Genomic DNA, 14,704 nt, shown 5'->3' with positions numbered 1-14,704 from the left:
CGCGTGTCCGAGGAGCCCGTCATGTCCGCCCGACCCGGCACCGTACGTCCCGGAGGGCGTACCGCGCGTGTCCGTACCGCCGTGCTGCGGGCGGCCGGCGACATCCTGGCCGAACACGGCTTCGCCCACCTCGACCTCGCGGACGTCGCCCGGCGGGCCGGGGTCGGCAAGACCACCGTGTACCGCCGGTGGGGGTCGGTGACCGGGCTGGTCACCGACCTGCTGGCGGAGCTGGCCCACGACGCGGCGCCCCACCGGGAGACCGGGTCGCTGCCCGGGGACCTGCGGGCCTACGCGCTGCTGGTGCAGCGGGAGGCGGCCGATGCCCGGCAGGGGGCGCTGCTGCGGGCGGTGGTCGCCGCGGCCCCGTGCGACGGCCGGACGGCGGCGGCGTTGCGGCGGTTCTTCGAGGTCCGGGTGGAGGAGTGGGTGCCGTGCGTCGAACAGGGCGTCGCCCGGGGGGAGTTGCCTGCCGGCACCGATGCGGCGGCCGTGGTGCGGGCCGTTTCCGCGCCGCTCCACCAGGAGCTGCTGACCACCGGGGTGGCCCCCGCCCCCCACGCGGCGGAGTGCGCGGCGCGGGCCGCGTACGCGGCGGCGGTGGCGGGAGCCTATGCCGGGGCGGCCCCGGTCACCGGTCGGTGACCGGGGCCGCCCGGTCCACGCGCGGCACGGGCCGGCGGGGTCCCGCAGGTCGCGCCGGCCGCGAAGGACCCGGGACGGCCCCCGGGCGGGCCGGGGCCGGGCTCCCCGTGCACCGGCGGCCGGCCGAAAGGACGCGGGGACCGCGCGGCCGTCCGCGGCGACACCGCGGACGGCCGACAGCGCCCCACGGCGCTTCCGGCCGAGCGCTCAGCCGGCCAGAACCCGGGCCAGCACCCGAGCCGCCCGCTCCGTGTCCGCGAACCCGACGTACAGGGGCGTGAAGCCGAAGCGCAGGACGTCGGGTGCGCGGAAGTCGCCGACCACACCCTCCGCGATCAGCCGCTTCATCACGTCCCCGGCGTCGTCGCACCGCAGGGCGACCTGGCTGCCGCGCTCCGCGTGGGCAGCCGGGGTCAGGGACTCGACACGGCCCGGCGGCACGTACTGCTCGACGCACTCCAGGAAGAAGTCCGTCAGTGCCAGGGACTTGGCCCGCACCGCTTCGATCGACACCCCGTCCCAGACCTCCAGGGCGGCCTCCAGGGCGAGCATGGACAGGATGTCCGGCGTGCCGACGCGGCCCCGCAGGGCACCCGCCGCCGGCGCGTAGTCCTGCCGCATGCCGAACGGCTCGGCGTGCGAGTTCCAGCCCGGCAGGGGGGAGTCGAAGCGGGGCTGGAGGTCGCTCCGGACGTACAGGTACGCGGGGGAACCCGGGCCGCCGTTGAGGTACTTGTAGGTGCAGCCGACGGCCAGGTCGACGCCGTGCTCGTCGAGCCCGACCGGCAGCGCACCCGCGCTGTGGCACAGGTCCCAGACGGCGAGGGCGCCGGCCTCGTGGACGGCGGCCGTCAGCGACGGCAGGTCGTGCAGGCGGCCGGTGCGGTAGTCGACGTGGTTCAGGAGCACCGCGGCCGTGCGCTCCCCCAGCACCCCGGGCACCTGCGCCGGGGGCACCGGGCGCAGCGTGCAGCCCGTCATCCGGGCCGCCGACTCGGCGATGTAGCCGTCGGTGGGGAACGTCGTCGCGTCCACGACGATCTCGTCCCGTCCACCGCCCGCCATCCTGACCGCGGCGACCAGCGCCTTGAAGACGTTGACGCTGGTGGAGTCGCCGGCCACGATCCGGCCGGCCCCGGCCCCCACGAGCGGCGCGATCCGGTCGCCGATCCGCTCGGGTGCCGTCCACCAGCCGCTCTCCTCCCAGGAACGGATGCGCAGCTCACCCCACTGGCGGCGGACGACGTCCTCGACCCGCCCCGGCACGTTCGACGGCAGCGCGCCGAGCGAGTTGCCGTCGAGGTACACGACGTCGTCGAGGACGAACCGCCCGCGCACCGGCGCGAGCTCGTCCGCACAGTCCAGCTCCCGTGCCCGCTCGGCCGGCTCAGACATGGGACCTCGCCGTCCACAGCTCGGGGAACACGTTCTTCTGCGCCCGCTTCTCCAGCCACGCCACACCGGCGGAGCCGCCCGTGCCGGGCTTCGCGCCCATCGCGCGACGGGTGGCGACGAGGTGGTCGTTGCGCCACCGCCACACCAGTTCGGCGACGTCGGTCAGCGCCTCGCCGAGGCGGGCCAGCTCGTCGTCGGGATCGCCGGCGTAGACGGCCGTCCAGGCCGCCTCGACGGCCTCGGAGGGCTCGTGGCGCCGGGTCGCGTCCCGCTGGAGGACGGAGTCCGGGACGGCGTGGCCGCGCCGCGCGAGCAGCCGTACGACCTCGTCGTACAGGCTCGGCTCGTGCAGGGCCTTCTCCAGCTCGGCGTGGACGCGCGGGGCACCGCGGTGCGGGACCAGCATCGACGCGGACTTCTCACCGAGCAGGAACTCCATGCGCCGGTACATCGCCGACTGGAAGCCGGATCCCTCGCCGAGGGCGCTGCGGTAGGAGTTGAACTGGGCCGGGGTGAGCTGTCCGAGCGGCGTCCAGGAGGCGTTCAGCGCCTCCAGCTCCCTGACGGACCGCTTCAGCGCCGCCAGCGCCGTGGGGACGTCGTCGCTGCGCAGGGCCTGCGCGGCGGTCTCCCACTCGTGGACGATGACGGTGAACCACAGCTCCATCACCTGGGTCGTGACCAGGAAGACCATCTCTCCGGGGTCCTCGGAGAGGGTGTGCTGGAGGTGGGTGAGGACGTCGGCCTTGACGTAGTCCTCGTACGGGGTGGTGCCGTGGAAATCGAGATGCGGGGTCTCGGGCTCCTGAGCCACGTGGGACTGATGAGCCTGGTGGGACATCGCTGTCTCCTGCTGTACTCCGGGTAGCGGTCCGCCCCTGCCGTTACCGGCACGGGGGCCCCGGTCCCCACCCGCATCCTGCGCACCAGCCCGGAAAACCGCAAGGCCCGCCCGATACCGGACGGGCCCCGCGCCGGCGCGGGCGGTTCAGCGGAGCGTCTGCGCCGCCGTCTCCGAGGAGTCCTTCAGGAACTGGGTGCAGCGCTCGTACTCCTCCTGCTCACCGATGGCCTGCGCGGCCCGGGCGAGGCCGTGCAGTGCGCGCAGGAAGCCGCGATTCGGCTCGTGCTCCCAGGGGATCGGGCCGTGGCCCTTCCAGCCGCTGCGGCGCAGGGCGTCCAGGCCGCGGTGGTAGCCCGTCCGGGCGTAGGCGTACGACTCGACGACCGAGCCCCGCTCGAACGCCTCGTCGGCCAGCCGGGCCCAGGCCAGCGAGGACATCGGGTACTTCGCGGCGACGTCCGCGGGCGCCGTGCCGCCGGCCAGCAGCTCCCGCGGCTCGGGGTCGTCGGGCAGGTGGGTCGGGGGCGGGCCCCCGAGGAGGTTCTCGTGCATCGTCATACGGTCCAGTCTGCTGCATTGTCCTTGATCAGTAACAGTTGCCCGGCCTCCGCGGGGAACCGTCCCTTCCGGGACGAGACTTCCTGCCGGAGCACCACGACCACGCTCACGACCCCGGGGGATCCGCATGCGCACCACGAGGACGGCACCCGCCCGCGGACTCCTGCTCGCGGGGGCCCTCTCCGCCGCCGTGCTGACGGCGGCCACGGCCTGCGGCCCGGCGGACGACCACGCAACCGGCACCCCCGCTCCGAGCACGACCACCGCAGCACCCACACCCCCGTCGTCCTCACCCTCCCCGTCCTCCGTGTCCCCCTCCCCCGCACCGGCCTCAGCGGCCGCGGCCGACGCGCCCTGCGCCGGCGACCGGGGCGGTGTGGACCTCCAGCTGCACGGCCACGGCATCCACCAGGACATCGTGACCCTGTCCGCCCAGGAGGGCCGCTGGGACTGCGCCGACCCGGACGGGCCGACGTGGCACACGACCGGCCCCGTGCACGAGGTACGGCTCGCCGAGACCGCGCGCATCACCGTGAACCGCCCGTTCTACGACACGGGCGCCAACCGGCCGATCGGCGTCCAGCCGTTCCTCGACCGGCTCGACACGGCCGCGAAGGACCCCTGGAACGTGCTGGTCTTCTCCTACTCCACGGACCCGGGCGACGCGTCCGTCGTCCGCCTGGACCAGCGCCGCATGCCCTGACCGGACCGGGTGGAGTCCGCTGCGGACCGGCAGCCCCCTGCCGGCGGCGCGGGAAACCGCGCGAACCACCACGACGACGCGACAGCCGACCGACGGCATACCGTGGCGGCGCCAGCGGAGCGCTACGGCAGGTCGCCGCGCCGCGGCTCCAGCGGAGGCGCGGCGACGGCGCAGTGGGTGTGGCACTCCGGGTGACGGCAGCCCGGGACCGGGCGCCGCACGGTGGCGTAGGCGAGCAGCGCCCCGACGACGAGGACGCCCGCGCAGATCGGCATGGCCCGCCGGAACGCGGCGTCGAACGCGGACGCCGACCGGTAGGCCTCCGGGCCCATGCCGGCCAGCAGCGGCAGCGCGGCCACCGCGACCAGGCCGGCCGCACGGGCGGCCGCGTTGTTGATGCCGCTGGCCAGGCCCGCCCGGGTGTTGTCCACGGAGGCGAGGACGGTGGCGGTCAGCGGGGCGACGAGGGTGACCATGCCGGCTCCCATGACCAGCAGGGCGGGCAGCACGTCCGTCGCGTAGTCGGCGTCGATGCCGACCCGCAGCATCAGCAGCATCGCCGCCGCGCACAGCAGCGGGCCGACGGTCAGCGGGATGCGCGGGCCGATCCGGTCGGCGAGCGCGCCCGAGCGCGCGGAGAACAGCAGCATCAGGATCGTCGTCGGCAGCAGGGCCGTACCGGCCTGCAGGGGCGAGTAGCCGCTCACGACCTGGAGCTGGAGCGCGGTGAGGAAGAAGAAGCCGCCGAAGGCCGCGTACACGCACAGGGTGACCAGGTTGACGGCGGTGAACTGCCGGGAGGCGAAGATGTCGAGCGGCAGCATCGGGTCCGGCCGCCGCCGCTCGACCATGACGAAGGCGACGGCCGCCAGAGGCCCGGCCACCGCGGCCACGACGACGGCGACGGACCCCTGGCGCGCCTCGATCAGCGCATACGTCAGCAGGGCGAGGGCGAGCGCGCCCAGGGTCGCGCCGAGGACGTCGAAGCGGCCGTGGTCCCGGGCGTCGGACGACTCGGGGACGTGCCGCAGCGCCACCGGCACGCACACCAGGGCCAGGGGCACGTTGAGCAGGAAGACCCAGCGCCAGCCGGGGCCGTCCACCAGCCAGCCGCCCAGGAACGGCCCGACGGCCGCGCCGATGCCCCCGAAGCCCGACCACAGGCCGACGGCCCGCCCCCGGTCGTCGGGGTGGAAGGACGCCTGGATCAGGGCGAGCGAGCCCGGGGTGAGGAGCGCGCCACCGATGCCCTGGAGGGCGCGGGCGGCGATCAGCACGACGGCGTTCGGGGCGAGCCCGCACAGCAGCGAGGCCGCCGCGAACCACACCACGCCCAGGACGAAGATCCGGCGGCGGCCGTAGCGGTCGCCGAGCGCGCCGCCAAGGAGGATCAGGCCGGCCAGCGTGACCATGTAGGCGTTCACGGTCCACTGCAGGGCCGCCAGCCCGGTGCCCAGGTCGCGGCCGATGCGGGGCAGGGCCACGTTGACGACGGTGGAGTCCAGCAGGGCCATGCTGGAGCCGAGGACCGTCGTGAGGAGGATCCAGCGGCCCGTGGCGGCGCTGGGGCCGCTCAGACGCACGGAGGCCGGGGCGGGGGACTGCTGCGTGCCCCCGACCCGGCCTGCCATCTCGTGCTACTTGATCCGCGTACCGGCGGAGCGGAGGCTCTGGCAGGCCTCGACGACGCGCTTGGCCATGCTGGCCTCGGCCAGCTTGCCCCAGGTGCGCGGGTCGTAGGTCTTCTTGTTGCCGACCTCGCCGTCGACCTTGAGGACGCCGTCGTAGTTCTTGAACATGTGGTCGGCGACGGGACGCGTGAAGGCGTACTGCGTGTCCGTGTCGATGTTCATCTTGACGACGCCGTTCTCCAGCGCGGTGCGGATCTCCTCCACCGTGGAGCCGGAACCGCCGTGGAAGACGAAGTCGAACGGGGAGGAGGTGCCGAACTTGGCGGCGACGCCGTCGCTCAGCTCCTTCAGCAGCTCCGGACGCAGCACCACGTTGCCGGGCTTGTACACGCCGTGCACGTTGCCGAAGGAGGCGGCCAGCAGGTAGCGGCCCTTCTCGCCGAGACCCAGCGCCTCCGCGGTGCGGATCGCGTCGTCGACCGTGGTGTAGAGCGAGTCGTTGATCTCGTGCGAGACGCCGTCCTCCTCGCCGCCGGTCGGGGTGATCTCGACCTCCAGGATGATCTTCGCGGCGGCGGCGCGGGCCAGCAGTTCCTGCGCGATCTCCAGGTTGTCGGCGAGGGTCTCGGCGGAGCCGTCCCACATGTGCGACTGGAACAGCGGGTTCTGGCCGCGGGCGACGCGCTCCTCGGAGACGGCGATCAGCGGACGGACGTACCCGTCGAGCTTGTCCTTCGGGCAGTGGTCGGTGTGCAGGGCGACGGTGACGTCGTACTTCCGGGCGACGATGTGCGCGAACTCGGCCAGGGCGACCGCGCCGGTCACCATGTCCTTGCTGTGCTGGCCGCCCAGGAACTCGGCGCCGCCGGTCGAGATCTGGATGATGCCGTCGCTCTCGGCCTCGGCGAAGCCGCGCAGAGCCGCGTGCAGGGTCTGCGACGAGGTGACGTTGATGGCCGGGTAGGCGAACTTGCCTGCCTTCGCCCGGTCGAGCATCTCGTTGTAGACCTCGGGGGTTGCGATGGGCATCTGTCCGCTCCTTGTATGTGCGGGTGGGCGTTCTTGGTGCTTACGGCACTGTCCAAGACCATGGGGGCGACGTCATCGTCGGCCCCATCTTTCCAGACTCGGCCGGAAGGTCCAGGTGCCGTCCGCGAGCCGGTCAGTCCAGGCCGAGCTCGTCCTTGGAGTACGCGAAGAGGTACGGAACGCCCGCACCGTCCTGGATCTTCTCCGCGGCGCCGGTGGCCCGGTCGACGATCGTCGCGACGGCCACGACCTCGGCGCCGGCCTCGCGGACCGCTTCGACGGCGGCCAGCGGGGAGCCGCCGGTGGTGGAGGTGTCCTCGACGACGAGCACGCGGCGGCCGGCGATGTCCGGGCCCTCCACGCGCCGCTGGAGGCCGTGCGCCTTGGCGGCCTTGCGGACGACGAAGGCGTCCAGGCGCCTGCCGCGGGCGGCGGCGGCGTGCAGCATCGCGGCGGCGACCGGGTCGGCGCCCATGGTGAGGCCGCCCACCGCGTCGAACTCCAGGTCGGCGGTGAGGTCCAGCAGCACCTGGCCGACCAGCGGGGCGGCCTCGCCGTCCAGGGTGACGCGGCGCAGGTCGACGTAGTAGTCGGCCTCCAGGCCCGACGACAGGGTCACCTTGCCGTGCACCACGGCCTTGTCCTTGATCTGCTGCAGCAGCGCGCCGCGCGTGCCGTGCGGCGTTGCTCCGTTGACGTCCGTCATGTCTGCCAGCTTAAGGGCGGCGCCAGCTCCAGGTCGTGGCGGCCTCCAGCGGCTCCAGCGGTGTGACCAGCCGGGGGAGGGTGTTCAGGCCGTTGGGCGGGCCGGTCTGCGGCTCGACGCAGACGGCCTCCGCCTGCTCGTCGTAGACGACCACCCACTCCTCGCGGCTGGTGACCCTCAGCTCCAGCCGGCCCGGCCAGGTGAGCGTCACGTCGACGCCGCCGGGCATGCCGAAGCAGTCGTCCCAGGGGCCGGGCCGCGGGGCGGTCCGGTTGCCGGTGGGCAGGTGGTCGTCGCCGCGCTCCTCCTGCCAGGCGGGCGCGAAGTCGATCTCCGCGTCGACCCCGTCGAGGTTCCGGTTGAACCAGGGGTGCCAGCCGATCTGGGCGGGGAAGGAGGAGTCGATCGTCTCCACGGACATCGTCAGCGTCAGCGAGTCCGGGGCCAGGGCGACGACCTGGGTGACACGGCCGGCGTAGGGCCAGGGCTCGACCAGGTCGTACGTGATCACCGCCTCGTCCTGCGCCCGGCGGGCCACGCGCCAGGCTCCGTCGCGGGCGGTGCCGTGGATGGCGTGCGGCGGGGAGTTGAGCGGCATCTGATGGGTCGCGGCGCCGTCCTGGAACTTCCCGTCCCGGATCCGACCGCACCAGGGCACCATCGGGAAGCAGCCGAACCGCTCGCCCTGCCGCAGCAGTTCGACGCCCCCGACGCGCAGCCCGGCGATCCGCCCGCCGTTCCCCGGCGCCACTACCGCTTCCGCGTCACCCGCGGTCAGCGTGATGTCTTCGTCACTCACGGGACGACCCTACTGGCCCGGCGGCGGCCAGGGACGGCTCAACGCCGCCTGCGCAGCACCCGTCCCACCACCACCGCGGACGCCACCGCGGCCACCGCGACCGGCACCGCCCAGCGCAGCGCGGATGCCGGGGACACCGGCTGCGGCGCGGGCACGGGCGCGTACCGTCCCCGCGGCGGTGCGTGGTCGACCTCCTCGGCGCTCCGGCCGATCATCGTCCGGCGCGCGTGGGCGGCCTCGGCGACGGGCTTGCCGTCGTCCGCCGCCTGGTCCGGCGACGACGTCGGCACCTCGGTGTCGAAGGCGGACTCCTCGTGACCGGCGTCCCCGGTGTCAGGGGTCTCCGCCTCGTCCGCCTCGTCCGCGGCCTTCGGGCGATCCTCGCCCGCCGGGCTCCCCGGGGGCCGTCCCGCTTCCCCGGCCCGGGCGGCTCCTCCGCCCTCCCGGGGGCCCTCGGCCTCCCCGCCGGGGCCCGGCGCCGGGGCGTCGTCCGCGTCCGGCGTCGTCTCGAAGTCGCTGGTGGCCGCCGTCTCGAACTCCCCGGCGGACAGCAGCTCGGGCGACTCGGCCTCCCCCGCACCGGGGTGCCCCGGCTCCCGGGCCGACGCCTCCTGCCCCAGGTGCTCCACGCAGCGGTTCAGCAGCCGGGTCACCGCCCCGGCGACCTCGTCCGCGGGCAGCTCGGCGACCCGGCCGCCGGCCGTCGCCGTACCGTCGAAGGTGACGAGGGTGCCGCCCTCCGCGTCGCGCAGCCGCACCGTGAGGGCGAGTTCCACCGTGCCGCTTCCGCGGGCCTCGCCGGCGTCGCCCTCGACGTGATGGGAGCCGTCGTCCCGGGCGGTGATCCGCAGGGCCCCCCGGTAGGTGATGCTGTGACCGCCGATGCGGAGCTTGAGCCGTCCGGCCAGGGGTGCCCCGCCGGCGTCCTGCTGGAGGCCGGGAACGGCCCGGGCCACGCGCGCGGGGTCGGCCAGCACGGCTCTCAGCCGCTCGCCGGGCACCGGAACGAACACCTCATGCTCCATGGCGCGGACTCTACCCAGGGACGCCGCGGAGCACCCTCACCCGGACGCCGATTCGTGCGTGCATTCGGGCGTCAGTAGCGCGGATGTACGAGCGTCGACACCCGCAGGCCCCGGATCCGGGTGCGCTCCGCCGCCCGCGCGTCCGCCGCCAGCCGGGCCGTGGTCAGGGTCCGCGGCGACGGCTTGCCGGGCGCGAGACCGAGGGCGGGCCGGCGGCCGGCGGCGGCGAGGACGAACCCCCAGTCGTGCGGGGCGCGGGAGGTGCCGGCGGACCGGTCCGGCCCGGTGGCGAAGCCCGCGTCGCGGGCGGCGACCCGGTAGGCGGAGACCCGCAGGCCGGCGGCGCGGATCGTCGTGGCGGCGGTCCAGAACGCCCGCGGCCGGGAGGACACGCGCCCGGCGTGGACGGCGAGCCGGCCGCCCGGGGCGAGCGCGCGCCGCGCCAGGCCGTAGAACTCCTGCGAGTACAGCTTCGTGCTGGCGGTGATGCCCGGATCGGGCAGGTCGCAGACGACGACGTCGTACGAGGCCCTGGGCACCGTGCGCAGCCAGGTGAAGGCGTCGGCGATCGCCACGTGGACGCGCGCGTCGCCGAGGGCGTGCTCGTTGAGCCGGGACAGTGCGGGATCGCTGCGGGCCAGCCGGACCACACCCGCGTCGAGTTCGACGATGTCGACGCGGCGCACGCGCGGGTGCCGCAGCACCTCCCGCGCGGCCAGGCCGTCGCCGCCGCCGAGGATCAGCACGCGCGCGTGCGGGCCGTTCATCGCGGGATGGACGAGCGCCTCGTGGTAGCGGCGCTCGTCGCGTCCGCCCACCCGGAGCCGACCGTCGAGGAACAGGTCGAGGGGCCGGCCGCGGGTGCCACCGGTGAGGACGACCTCCTGGACGTCGGTCTGCCGGGCGACGCGGACGTCGTCGCCGTACACGGCGTGCCGGGCGGCCCGTTCGAAGTCGTCGACGAGGGCGGCGGCGCAGGCGAGGACGCCGAGCACCGCGAGGTTGGCGGTGAGCAGGATCCAGCGGGCGCGGGGGCCGAGGTCGCGCCGGAAGAGCCCCAGGACGAGGGACCCTCCGGCGACGACGTTGACGGCTCCGGTCAGCAGGGAGCTGGTCAACTGGCCCAGGAAGGGCAGCAGGAGGAAGGGGAAGGCGAGGCCTCCGACGAGTGCGCCGACGTAGTCCGCGGCGAACAGGTCGGCCACCGCGCCGCCCGCGTCCTGCCGGCGGACGCGCTGGATCAGCTCCATCAGCAGCGGCACCTCGGCCCCGATGAGCAGGCCGATGGCGAGGGAGAAGGCGACGAGCAGGCAGCGCGGGCCGTTCGCCCACAGGCCTCCCCAGTTGCCGGTCCAGGCGAAGACGGCGTAGAGCGCGAGCGCGCTGCACCCGCCGACCAGGGCGAGGAGCACCTCCAGGGCCGCGAAGCCGGTGGCCGCGTGCCGGCGCAGCCGCTTGGCCACCAGCGAGCCGATGCCCATCGCGAACACCATGACCGACAGCACCACGGACGCCTGGGTGACCGAGTCGCCGATCAAGTAGGAGGCCAGGGCGACCAGTTCGAGCTCGTACACCAGGCCGCAGGCGGCACAGACGAACACGCACGCCAGCACGAGGAACCGCCCCGTGCCCGGCCGGACGGGCAGCCGCGCGGGGCCGCCCCGGGGCGGCGTGTTGCCGGGCGGGGCGGGCGCGTGCGGTTCGATCACGAAAGCGACGTTACGTCACGTCTCTCGTACGCTTCGTCACCCACACGTGTGGAAATGGTAGTTGGCGGTCCACTGAGGTTTGCGCCCCGCGCACCCGCGGTGGCTCGGCCGCCACCCGGCGGGCCCCGTCACGACACGGCCGGCACCCGCGCACCCACCCGCGTCCGCGTCGCGACGAGCTGCCCGTCCTGCGGGTAGGCGTGCCAGGTGCGCCAGTGCACCTGCCTGTCCTGCCGCTGCGCGAGCATCGCGGTGAACGCGTGCGGGCTGCCGGGGAAGACGCCGGCGAGGCCGTTGGGGTGGTCGGCGACCAGGGCGAGGAGTTCCTGCGCGCGGCCGGCGAACGAGCCCGGCGAGAGCACTTCGACGCGCGCCGCGAACTCGTACTCCCAGTCGCCCACCCGCTTGGCCACACCGAGCGGGAGGGGCGTGCTGCTGCCCGGGATGCAGGCGACCGTCTCCGAGCAGGCGCCCCGCTCCTCCTCCAGCAGCACTTGATGGGAAGCACCGAGCAGCCGCAACTGAAGTCTCGCGTCCGCCAGTTCGAGGTCGAGCGTGGCGAGCGCGGGGAGTGGTTCACGCCCCAGGGCCCAGGCGAGGTCGGCCGCGCGCGTGTCGGTGTAGGAGGTGTTCAGGGTCGTGAGCATGGATCGGCTCCGCTAGAACGCAAAGAAGAGGGCGTTGGTCCGGCACACCCCGGTCGATACCGGGAGATCGGCCCGGTCAACCCAGTCGGGGAGGCATCCGCGCAAGACGTCCGAGGGGCTGGGGTGGTGTTTTAGAGGGAATCATGAACTGTGGCGCCGCCACAGCGTTTTTACCCAACTTCGTGGGGTTTCCATCCCTCAGAGGGCTGCACAGCTCAACTGTTCAACCAGGGAGTGCGCCGCCTTGCCCGGCAGCGCCCCCCGCGCACCGGGGCCGGGAGCACGACCGCGGGGTCCGGCCCAGGCCCGGACCCCGCGGTTCGGATGCGGTTCCCCCTTGCTGGAGCTCAGCTGCCCCGTGTCAGCTGCCTCCCCCGCATCCGCTCCCGCAGGACGACCCGCCTCCGCAGGACGACCCGCCACCGCAGGACGATCCACCGCCGCAGGAGTGCCCGGAGTGGCCCGAGTGGCCGCTGTCGGTCGAGGACGAGCCGCACGACGCACCACCTCCGTCCGTCCCGCCGGCCCACCAGCTGGTGTGACCGGAGCTGCGGCTGTACGCCCGGCCGGAACCGCGCCGGGCCCCCTTCTTGTACGTCCGGGCGCCGCGTCCGCTGCGTGCGCTGGAGACGACCGCCGCGACCAGCACGACGACGACCACTGCCAGGATGATGCCGATGATCATGGCGTCACCCTCCTTCCGAATCCTTCGAAAGCCCCCCGAAGCAGCCCCCGTGGGCGCCTCGCTCGCTGCGTGACGGGACGATGCCCGCGCACCGCGCGCCCCAAAGCAGAGTTGAGGAACATCTGAGGGTGATGCAAGGGAAACGGCCCCTGACCTGTGCAGAAGGGCAGTTCAGGGGCCGTCAGTGCCTCACTGGGCCGTCTGTGGGCCGTGATCTTCCTGGGAGAGGCGCTGGAACACGGTGTCGATGGCCCGGCGGGCACGCTCCCGGCTGTCGGGCATCAGGTGGGCGTACACCCTCAGCGTCAACCCTGGGTCAGCGTGCCCCATGTACTCGCTGACGGCCTTGATGTTCTCGCCCGCGTCCAGCAATGCGGACGCGTAGAAGTGCCTCAGGGCGTGCATGCCGTGCTCGCGCGCCGACTCATACTTGCCGTCCTCATCCACTGCCGGGATGAGCCCAGCGACAGCAAGCGCGGGCTTCCACTCCTTGCCGTTGAAGTTGCTCCGCCACACCATGCCGCCTTGCTCGGCCGTGAAGACCAGCCGGGCGGACACCTTCGGCCCCTCCGGCACGTCCCACGGCAACGTGATCTCCACAGGCTTGAAGGCGTCCATATGCGCCCGCAGGGCTTCCACCACGGAGCCCGGCAACGGCACGTCACGCTGCTTGCCGCCCTTGGGCAGGGCGAAAACCGGATGCCCTTCCACGTGCTTGATCTGCCGGACCACGCGGAGCGTGCGTCCCTCGACGTCGATGGCGTCCTCAGCAAGCCCGAACACCTCGCCCTGGCGTAGGCCGCATCCGGCCCCGACGTCGACCATCGCTCGGTACCGATCGAGAAGGGCAGCGCGAACGCCGAACACCTGGGCGGGCACCCAAGGAACTACGGGATGCGGGTCAGGCTTGGGTCGCCGGACGGTCCGTGCACCACACGGGTTGCGCGACAACAAGGTGTCGTCGACAGCGGCAGACAGGACCGCCTGAACGTCCGCGAAGATGTTCCGGGCGTAGGAAGGACCGACACCGGGCTTCGCCTCCAGGGCAGCAACGAACTCCCTGATGTGCTCAGGCCGGAAGGTTCCGATCGGACGGGAGCCGAGCACCGGGTATGCATGCAGCCGGAGGCGCCGGCCGAGTTCCTTCCGGGTCATCGCGCTGGGTGTCTTGGTGTCCAACCACTTCTCGGCGTACTGCCGGAACGTGATCTGCATGGACTTGGGGTCGGTGTACTGACCGCGCGTCATGTCCGTCTCGATCGCGCTGAGCCACTTCTCAGCGAGACGCTTCTTGCCGTCAGGGAAGCTCTTGGACTTCTCGGTGCCGTCGGGGCCGATGTACCGGGCGCGGTAGCGCATGCCCGTGCCGTGCCGGTCGGTCTTGACGCGGATGGTCTTGCCCTTCGCGTCGGTCTCGGTCTTGTACCAGCGGTCTTGGATGTGGCCAGCCATGCGGGCTGACTCCCTTCGCGGTAGCAGGGGGCGGCGGGCCTTGGTGGCGTCCGTCCGGCCGGTTTCGGGGTGTGCTGGATCGGGCCCGCTACTTGCTAGAGGCCTGATCGCTGGGGGTTTGGGGTGCTAGCGGGGTTGCTACCGGTAGCGAGTCGGGCCGCTACCGGCAGCGGGGCCCCGGCGGGTCTCAGGGAGGCGGAGAGAGGGGGTCTCGGGTGCCTTCAGGAGGGGATTTTCGGGGGGTGCTGGGGGCATGCCTCCCTGCCTCCCTGAGCGGCCGTTTGCGCTGATCAGATGGAGGGAGGCGGGTCAGGGAGGTGGTCAGGGAGTTCTCCCTGACTCCCTGGGTCGGCGGGCCGTGCCTCCCTGCCGCTCACGGTGTCCGCCTGGGGTCCGGCGGGGAGGCGGAGACAGGTTCCGGGAACGGCCGTCAGAGGGGGGTTTCGGGAGGGTTCCGGGGGTGCCTCCCCGCCTCCCCAAACGGCTGTTTGCGCTGTTCAGTGCGGGGGATGTGGGCCGGGGAGGCGGTTGGGGAGTTCTCCCCGCCTCCCCGGCCCGGCGGGTGGTGCCTCCCCGTCGGGTGGGACGGCTCAGGCCGCGTCTTCGAGGGCGGTCCGTTCGGCCTCCCACGCCTGTACGGCGGCCGGGTTGAAGCGGAGGTAGCGGCCGACGCGGAAGCCGGGCGGGCCGATGCGCTTGCGGCGCCACTGGTAGACGGTCTCGACGCTGGGGAGGCTGAACATGGTGACCAGGTCTTCGGGGGTGAGGTAGCGGTCCGGGAGGCCGCCGCGCAGGATGGCGCGCGGGTCGGTCGGCTCTTCGGTGGCCATGGCGGTGGTGACTCCTCGTGTCCGTGGGGCGGTGCGTGGGAGTGGT

General features: G+C 73.5%; 15 protein-coding genes. 2 read left to right on the top strand and 13 right to left on the bottom strand.

From position 1 onward, the window contains the following. The first annotated feature begins 21 nt into the window (after nt 1-21). Complete coding sequence (locus JS756_RS23085; RefSeq protein ID WP_205385090.1) at nt 22-645, top strand: TetR/AcrR family transcriptional regulator; 624 nt, start codon at nt 22-24, stop codon at nt 643-645. 207 nt (nt 646-852) lie between these two features. On the opposite strand, the gene kynU is transcribed toward JS756_RS23085, so the two are convergent. From kynU to JS756_RS23070, 3 genes are all read right to left on the bottom strand, one after another. Next, entirely contained in the window at nt 853-2,040 is a 1,188-nt protein-coding gene (gene kynU, locus JS756_RS23080; RefSeq protein WP_205385089.1) for a kynureninase, read from the bottom strand. Further along, nucleotides 2,033-2,881, bottom strand: a complete 849-nt coding sequence (locus JS756_RS23075) for a tryptophan 2,3-dioxygenase family protein (RefSeq protein ID WP_205385088.1) — start codon at nt 2,879-2,881, stop codon at nt 2,033-2,035. The genes kynU and JS756_RS23075 overlap by 8 nt, the downstream gene beginning before the upstream one ends. Before the next feature lie 147 nt (nt 2,882-3,028). Then, nucleotides 3,029-3,442 carry a DUF3151 domain-containing protein gene (locus JS756_RS23070; RefSeq protein ID WP_205385087.1) on the bottom strand — a complete coding sequence of 138 codons (414 nt, stop codon included), beginning with the start codon at nt 3,440-3,442 and terminating at the stop codon, nt 3,029-3,031. 127 nt (nt 3,443-3,569) lie between these two features. Here JS756_RS23070 and JS756_RS23065 point away from each other — a divergent pair, with 127 nt between their 5' ends. Further along, nucleotides 3,570-4,145 (top strand): hypothetical protein, encoded by a 576-nt coding sequence (locus tag JS756_RS23065; protein ID WP_205385086.1) that lies wholly within the window; start codon nt 3,570-3,572, stop codon nt 4,143-4,145. Nucleotides 4,146-4,267: 122 nt separating this feature from the next. Here the strand turns inward: JS756_RS23065 and JS756_RS23060 are convergent, their stop codons facing one another. The 10 genes from JS756_RS23060 to JS756_RS23015 form a co-directional block, all read right to left on the bottom strand. Continuing rightward, complete coding sequence (locus JS756_RS23060) at nt 4,268-5,776, bottom strand: MFS transporter (RefSeq protein ID WP_205385085.1); 1,509 nt, start codon at nt 5,774-5,776, stop codon at nt 4,268-4,270. 6 nt (nt 5,777-5,782) lie between these two features. Continuing rightward, nucleotides 5,783-6,805 (bottom strand): class II fructose-bisphosphate aldolase, encoded by a 1,023-nt coding sequence (fbaA, locus tag JS756_RS23055; protein WP_205385084.1) that lies wholly within the window; start codon nt 6,803-6,805, stop codon nt 5,783-5,785. Between the two features lie 133 nt (nt 6,806-6,938). Next, the gene (gene pyrE / locus JS756_RS23050) at nt 6,939-7,511 is read right to left on the bottom strand and encodes an orotate phosphoribosyltransferase (RefSeq protein WP_205385083.1); all 573 of its coding nucleotides are present in this window, start codon (nt 7,509-7,511) and stop codon (nt 6,939-6,941) included. 10 nt (nt 7,512-7,521) lie between these two features. Then, nucleotides 7,522-8,310, bottom strand: a complete 789-nt coding sequence (locus tag JS756_RS23045; RefSeq protein ID WP_205385082.1) for an aldose epimerase family protein — start codon at nt 8,308-8,310, stop codon at nt 7,522-7,524. A gap of 38 nt (nt 8,311-8,348) precedes the next feature. Beyond that, nucleotides 8,349-9,335 (bottom strand): SRPBCC domain-containing protein, encoded by a 987-nt coding sequence (locus JS756_RS23040; RefSeq protein WP_205385081.1) that lies wholly within the window; start codon nt 9,333-9,335, stop codon nt 8,349-8,351. A gap of 71 nt (nt 9,336-9,406) precedes the next feature. After that, entirely contained in the window at nt 9,407-11,044 is a 1,638-nt protein-coding gene (locus tag JS756_RS23035) for a polyamine aminopropyltransferase (protein WP_205385080.1), read from the bottom strand. Nucleotides 11,045-11,172: 128 nt separating this feature from the next. Then, entirely contained in the window at nt 11,173-11,691 is a 519-nt protein-coding gene (locus tag JS756_RS23030) for a DUF2617 family protein (protein ID WP_205385079.1), read from the bottom strand. Between the two features lie 361 nt (nt 11,692-12,052). Then, nucleotides 12,053-12,376, bottom strand: coding sequence for a hypothetical protein (locus JS756_RS23025; protein WP_205385078.1), 324 nt, complete (start codon nt 12,374-12,376; stop codon nt 12,053-12,055). Nucleotides 12,377-12,565: 189 nt separating this feature from the next. Then, the gene (locus JS756_RS23020) at nt 12,566-13,828 is read right to left on the bottom strand and encodes a tyrosine-type recombinase/integrase (RefSeq protein ID WP_205385077.1); all 1,263 of its coding nucleotides are present in this window, start codon (nt 13,826-13,828) and stop codon (nt 12,566-12,568) included. Nucleotides 13,829-14,418: 590 nt separating this feature from the next. After that, entirely contained in the window at nt 14,419-14,658 is a 240-nt protein-coding gene (locus JS756_RS23015) for a helix-turn-helix transcriptional regulator (protein ID WP_205385076.1), read from the bottom strand. Between the last annotated feature and the right edge of the window lie 46 nt (nt 14,659-14,704).

Source organism: Streptomyces actuosus (assembly GCF_016921115.1).
Lineage (GTDB): Bacteria > Actinomycetota > Actinomycetes > Streptomycetales > Streptomycetaceae > Streptomyces > Streptomyces actuosus_A.
The sequence above is the reverse complement of the archived record's forward strand: the minus strand, read 5'-3'. Positions and strand labels throughout refer to the sequence as shown.

Bases quoted from the DNA above. Each gene is read 5' to 3' on its own strand.
- JS756_RS23085 (WP_205385090.1), top strand. From the start codon at position 22: ATGTCCGCCCGACCCGGCACCGTACGTCCCGGAGGGCGTACCGCGCGT.
- kynU (WP_205385089.1), bottom strand. From the start codon at position 2,040: ATGTCTGAGCCGGCCGAGCGGGCACGGGAGCTGGACTGTGCGGACGAG.
- JS756_RS23075 (WP_205385088.1), bottom strand. From the start codon at position 2,881: ATGTCCCACCAGGCTCATCAGTCCCACGTGGCTCAGGAGCCCGAGACC.
- JS756_RS23070 (WP_205385087.1), bottom strand. From the start codon at position 3,442: ATGACGATGCACGAGAACCTCCTCGGGGGCCCGCCCCCGACCCACCTG.
- JS756_RS23065 (WP_205385086.1), top strand. From the start codon at position 3,570: ATGCGCACCACGAGGACGGCACCCGCCCGCGGACTCCTGCTCGCGGGG.
- JS756_RS23060 (WP_205385085.1), bottom strand. From the start codon at position 5,776: ATGGCAGGCCGGGTCGGGGGCACGCAGCAGTCCCCCGCCCCGGCCTCC.
- fbaA (WP_205385084.1), bottom strand. From the start codon at position 6,805: ATGCCCATCGCAACCCCCGAGGTCTACAACGAGATGCTCGACCGGGCG.
- pyrE (WP_205385083.1), bottom strand. From the start codon at position 7,511: ATGACGGACGTCAACGGAGCAACGCCGCACGGCACGCGCGGCGCGCTG.
- JS756_RS23040 (WP_205385081.1), bottom strand. From the start codon at position 9,335: ATGGAGCATGAGGTGTTCGTTCCGGTGCCCGGCGAGCGGCTGAGAGCC.
- JS756_RS23030 (WP_205385079.1), bottom strand. From the start codon at position 11,691: ATGCTCACGACCCTGAACACCTCCTACACCGACACGCGCGCGGCCGAC.
- JS756_RS23025 (WP_205385078.1), bottom strand. From the start codon at position 12,376: ATGATCATCGGCATCATCCTGGCAGTGGTCGTCGTCGTGCTGGTCGCG.
- JS756_RS23020 (WP_205385077.1), bottom strand. From the start codon at position 13,828: ATGGCTGGCCACATCCAAGACCGCTGGTACAAGACCGAGACCGACGCG.
- JS756_RS23015 (WP_205385076.1), bottom strand. From the start codon at position 14,658: ATGGCCACCGAAGAGCCGACCGACCCGCGCGCCATCCTGCGCGGCGGC.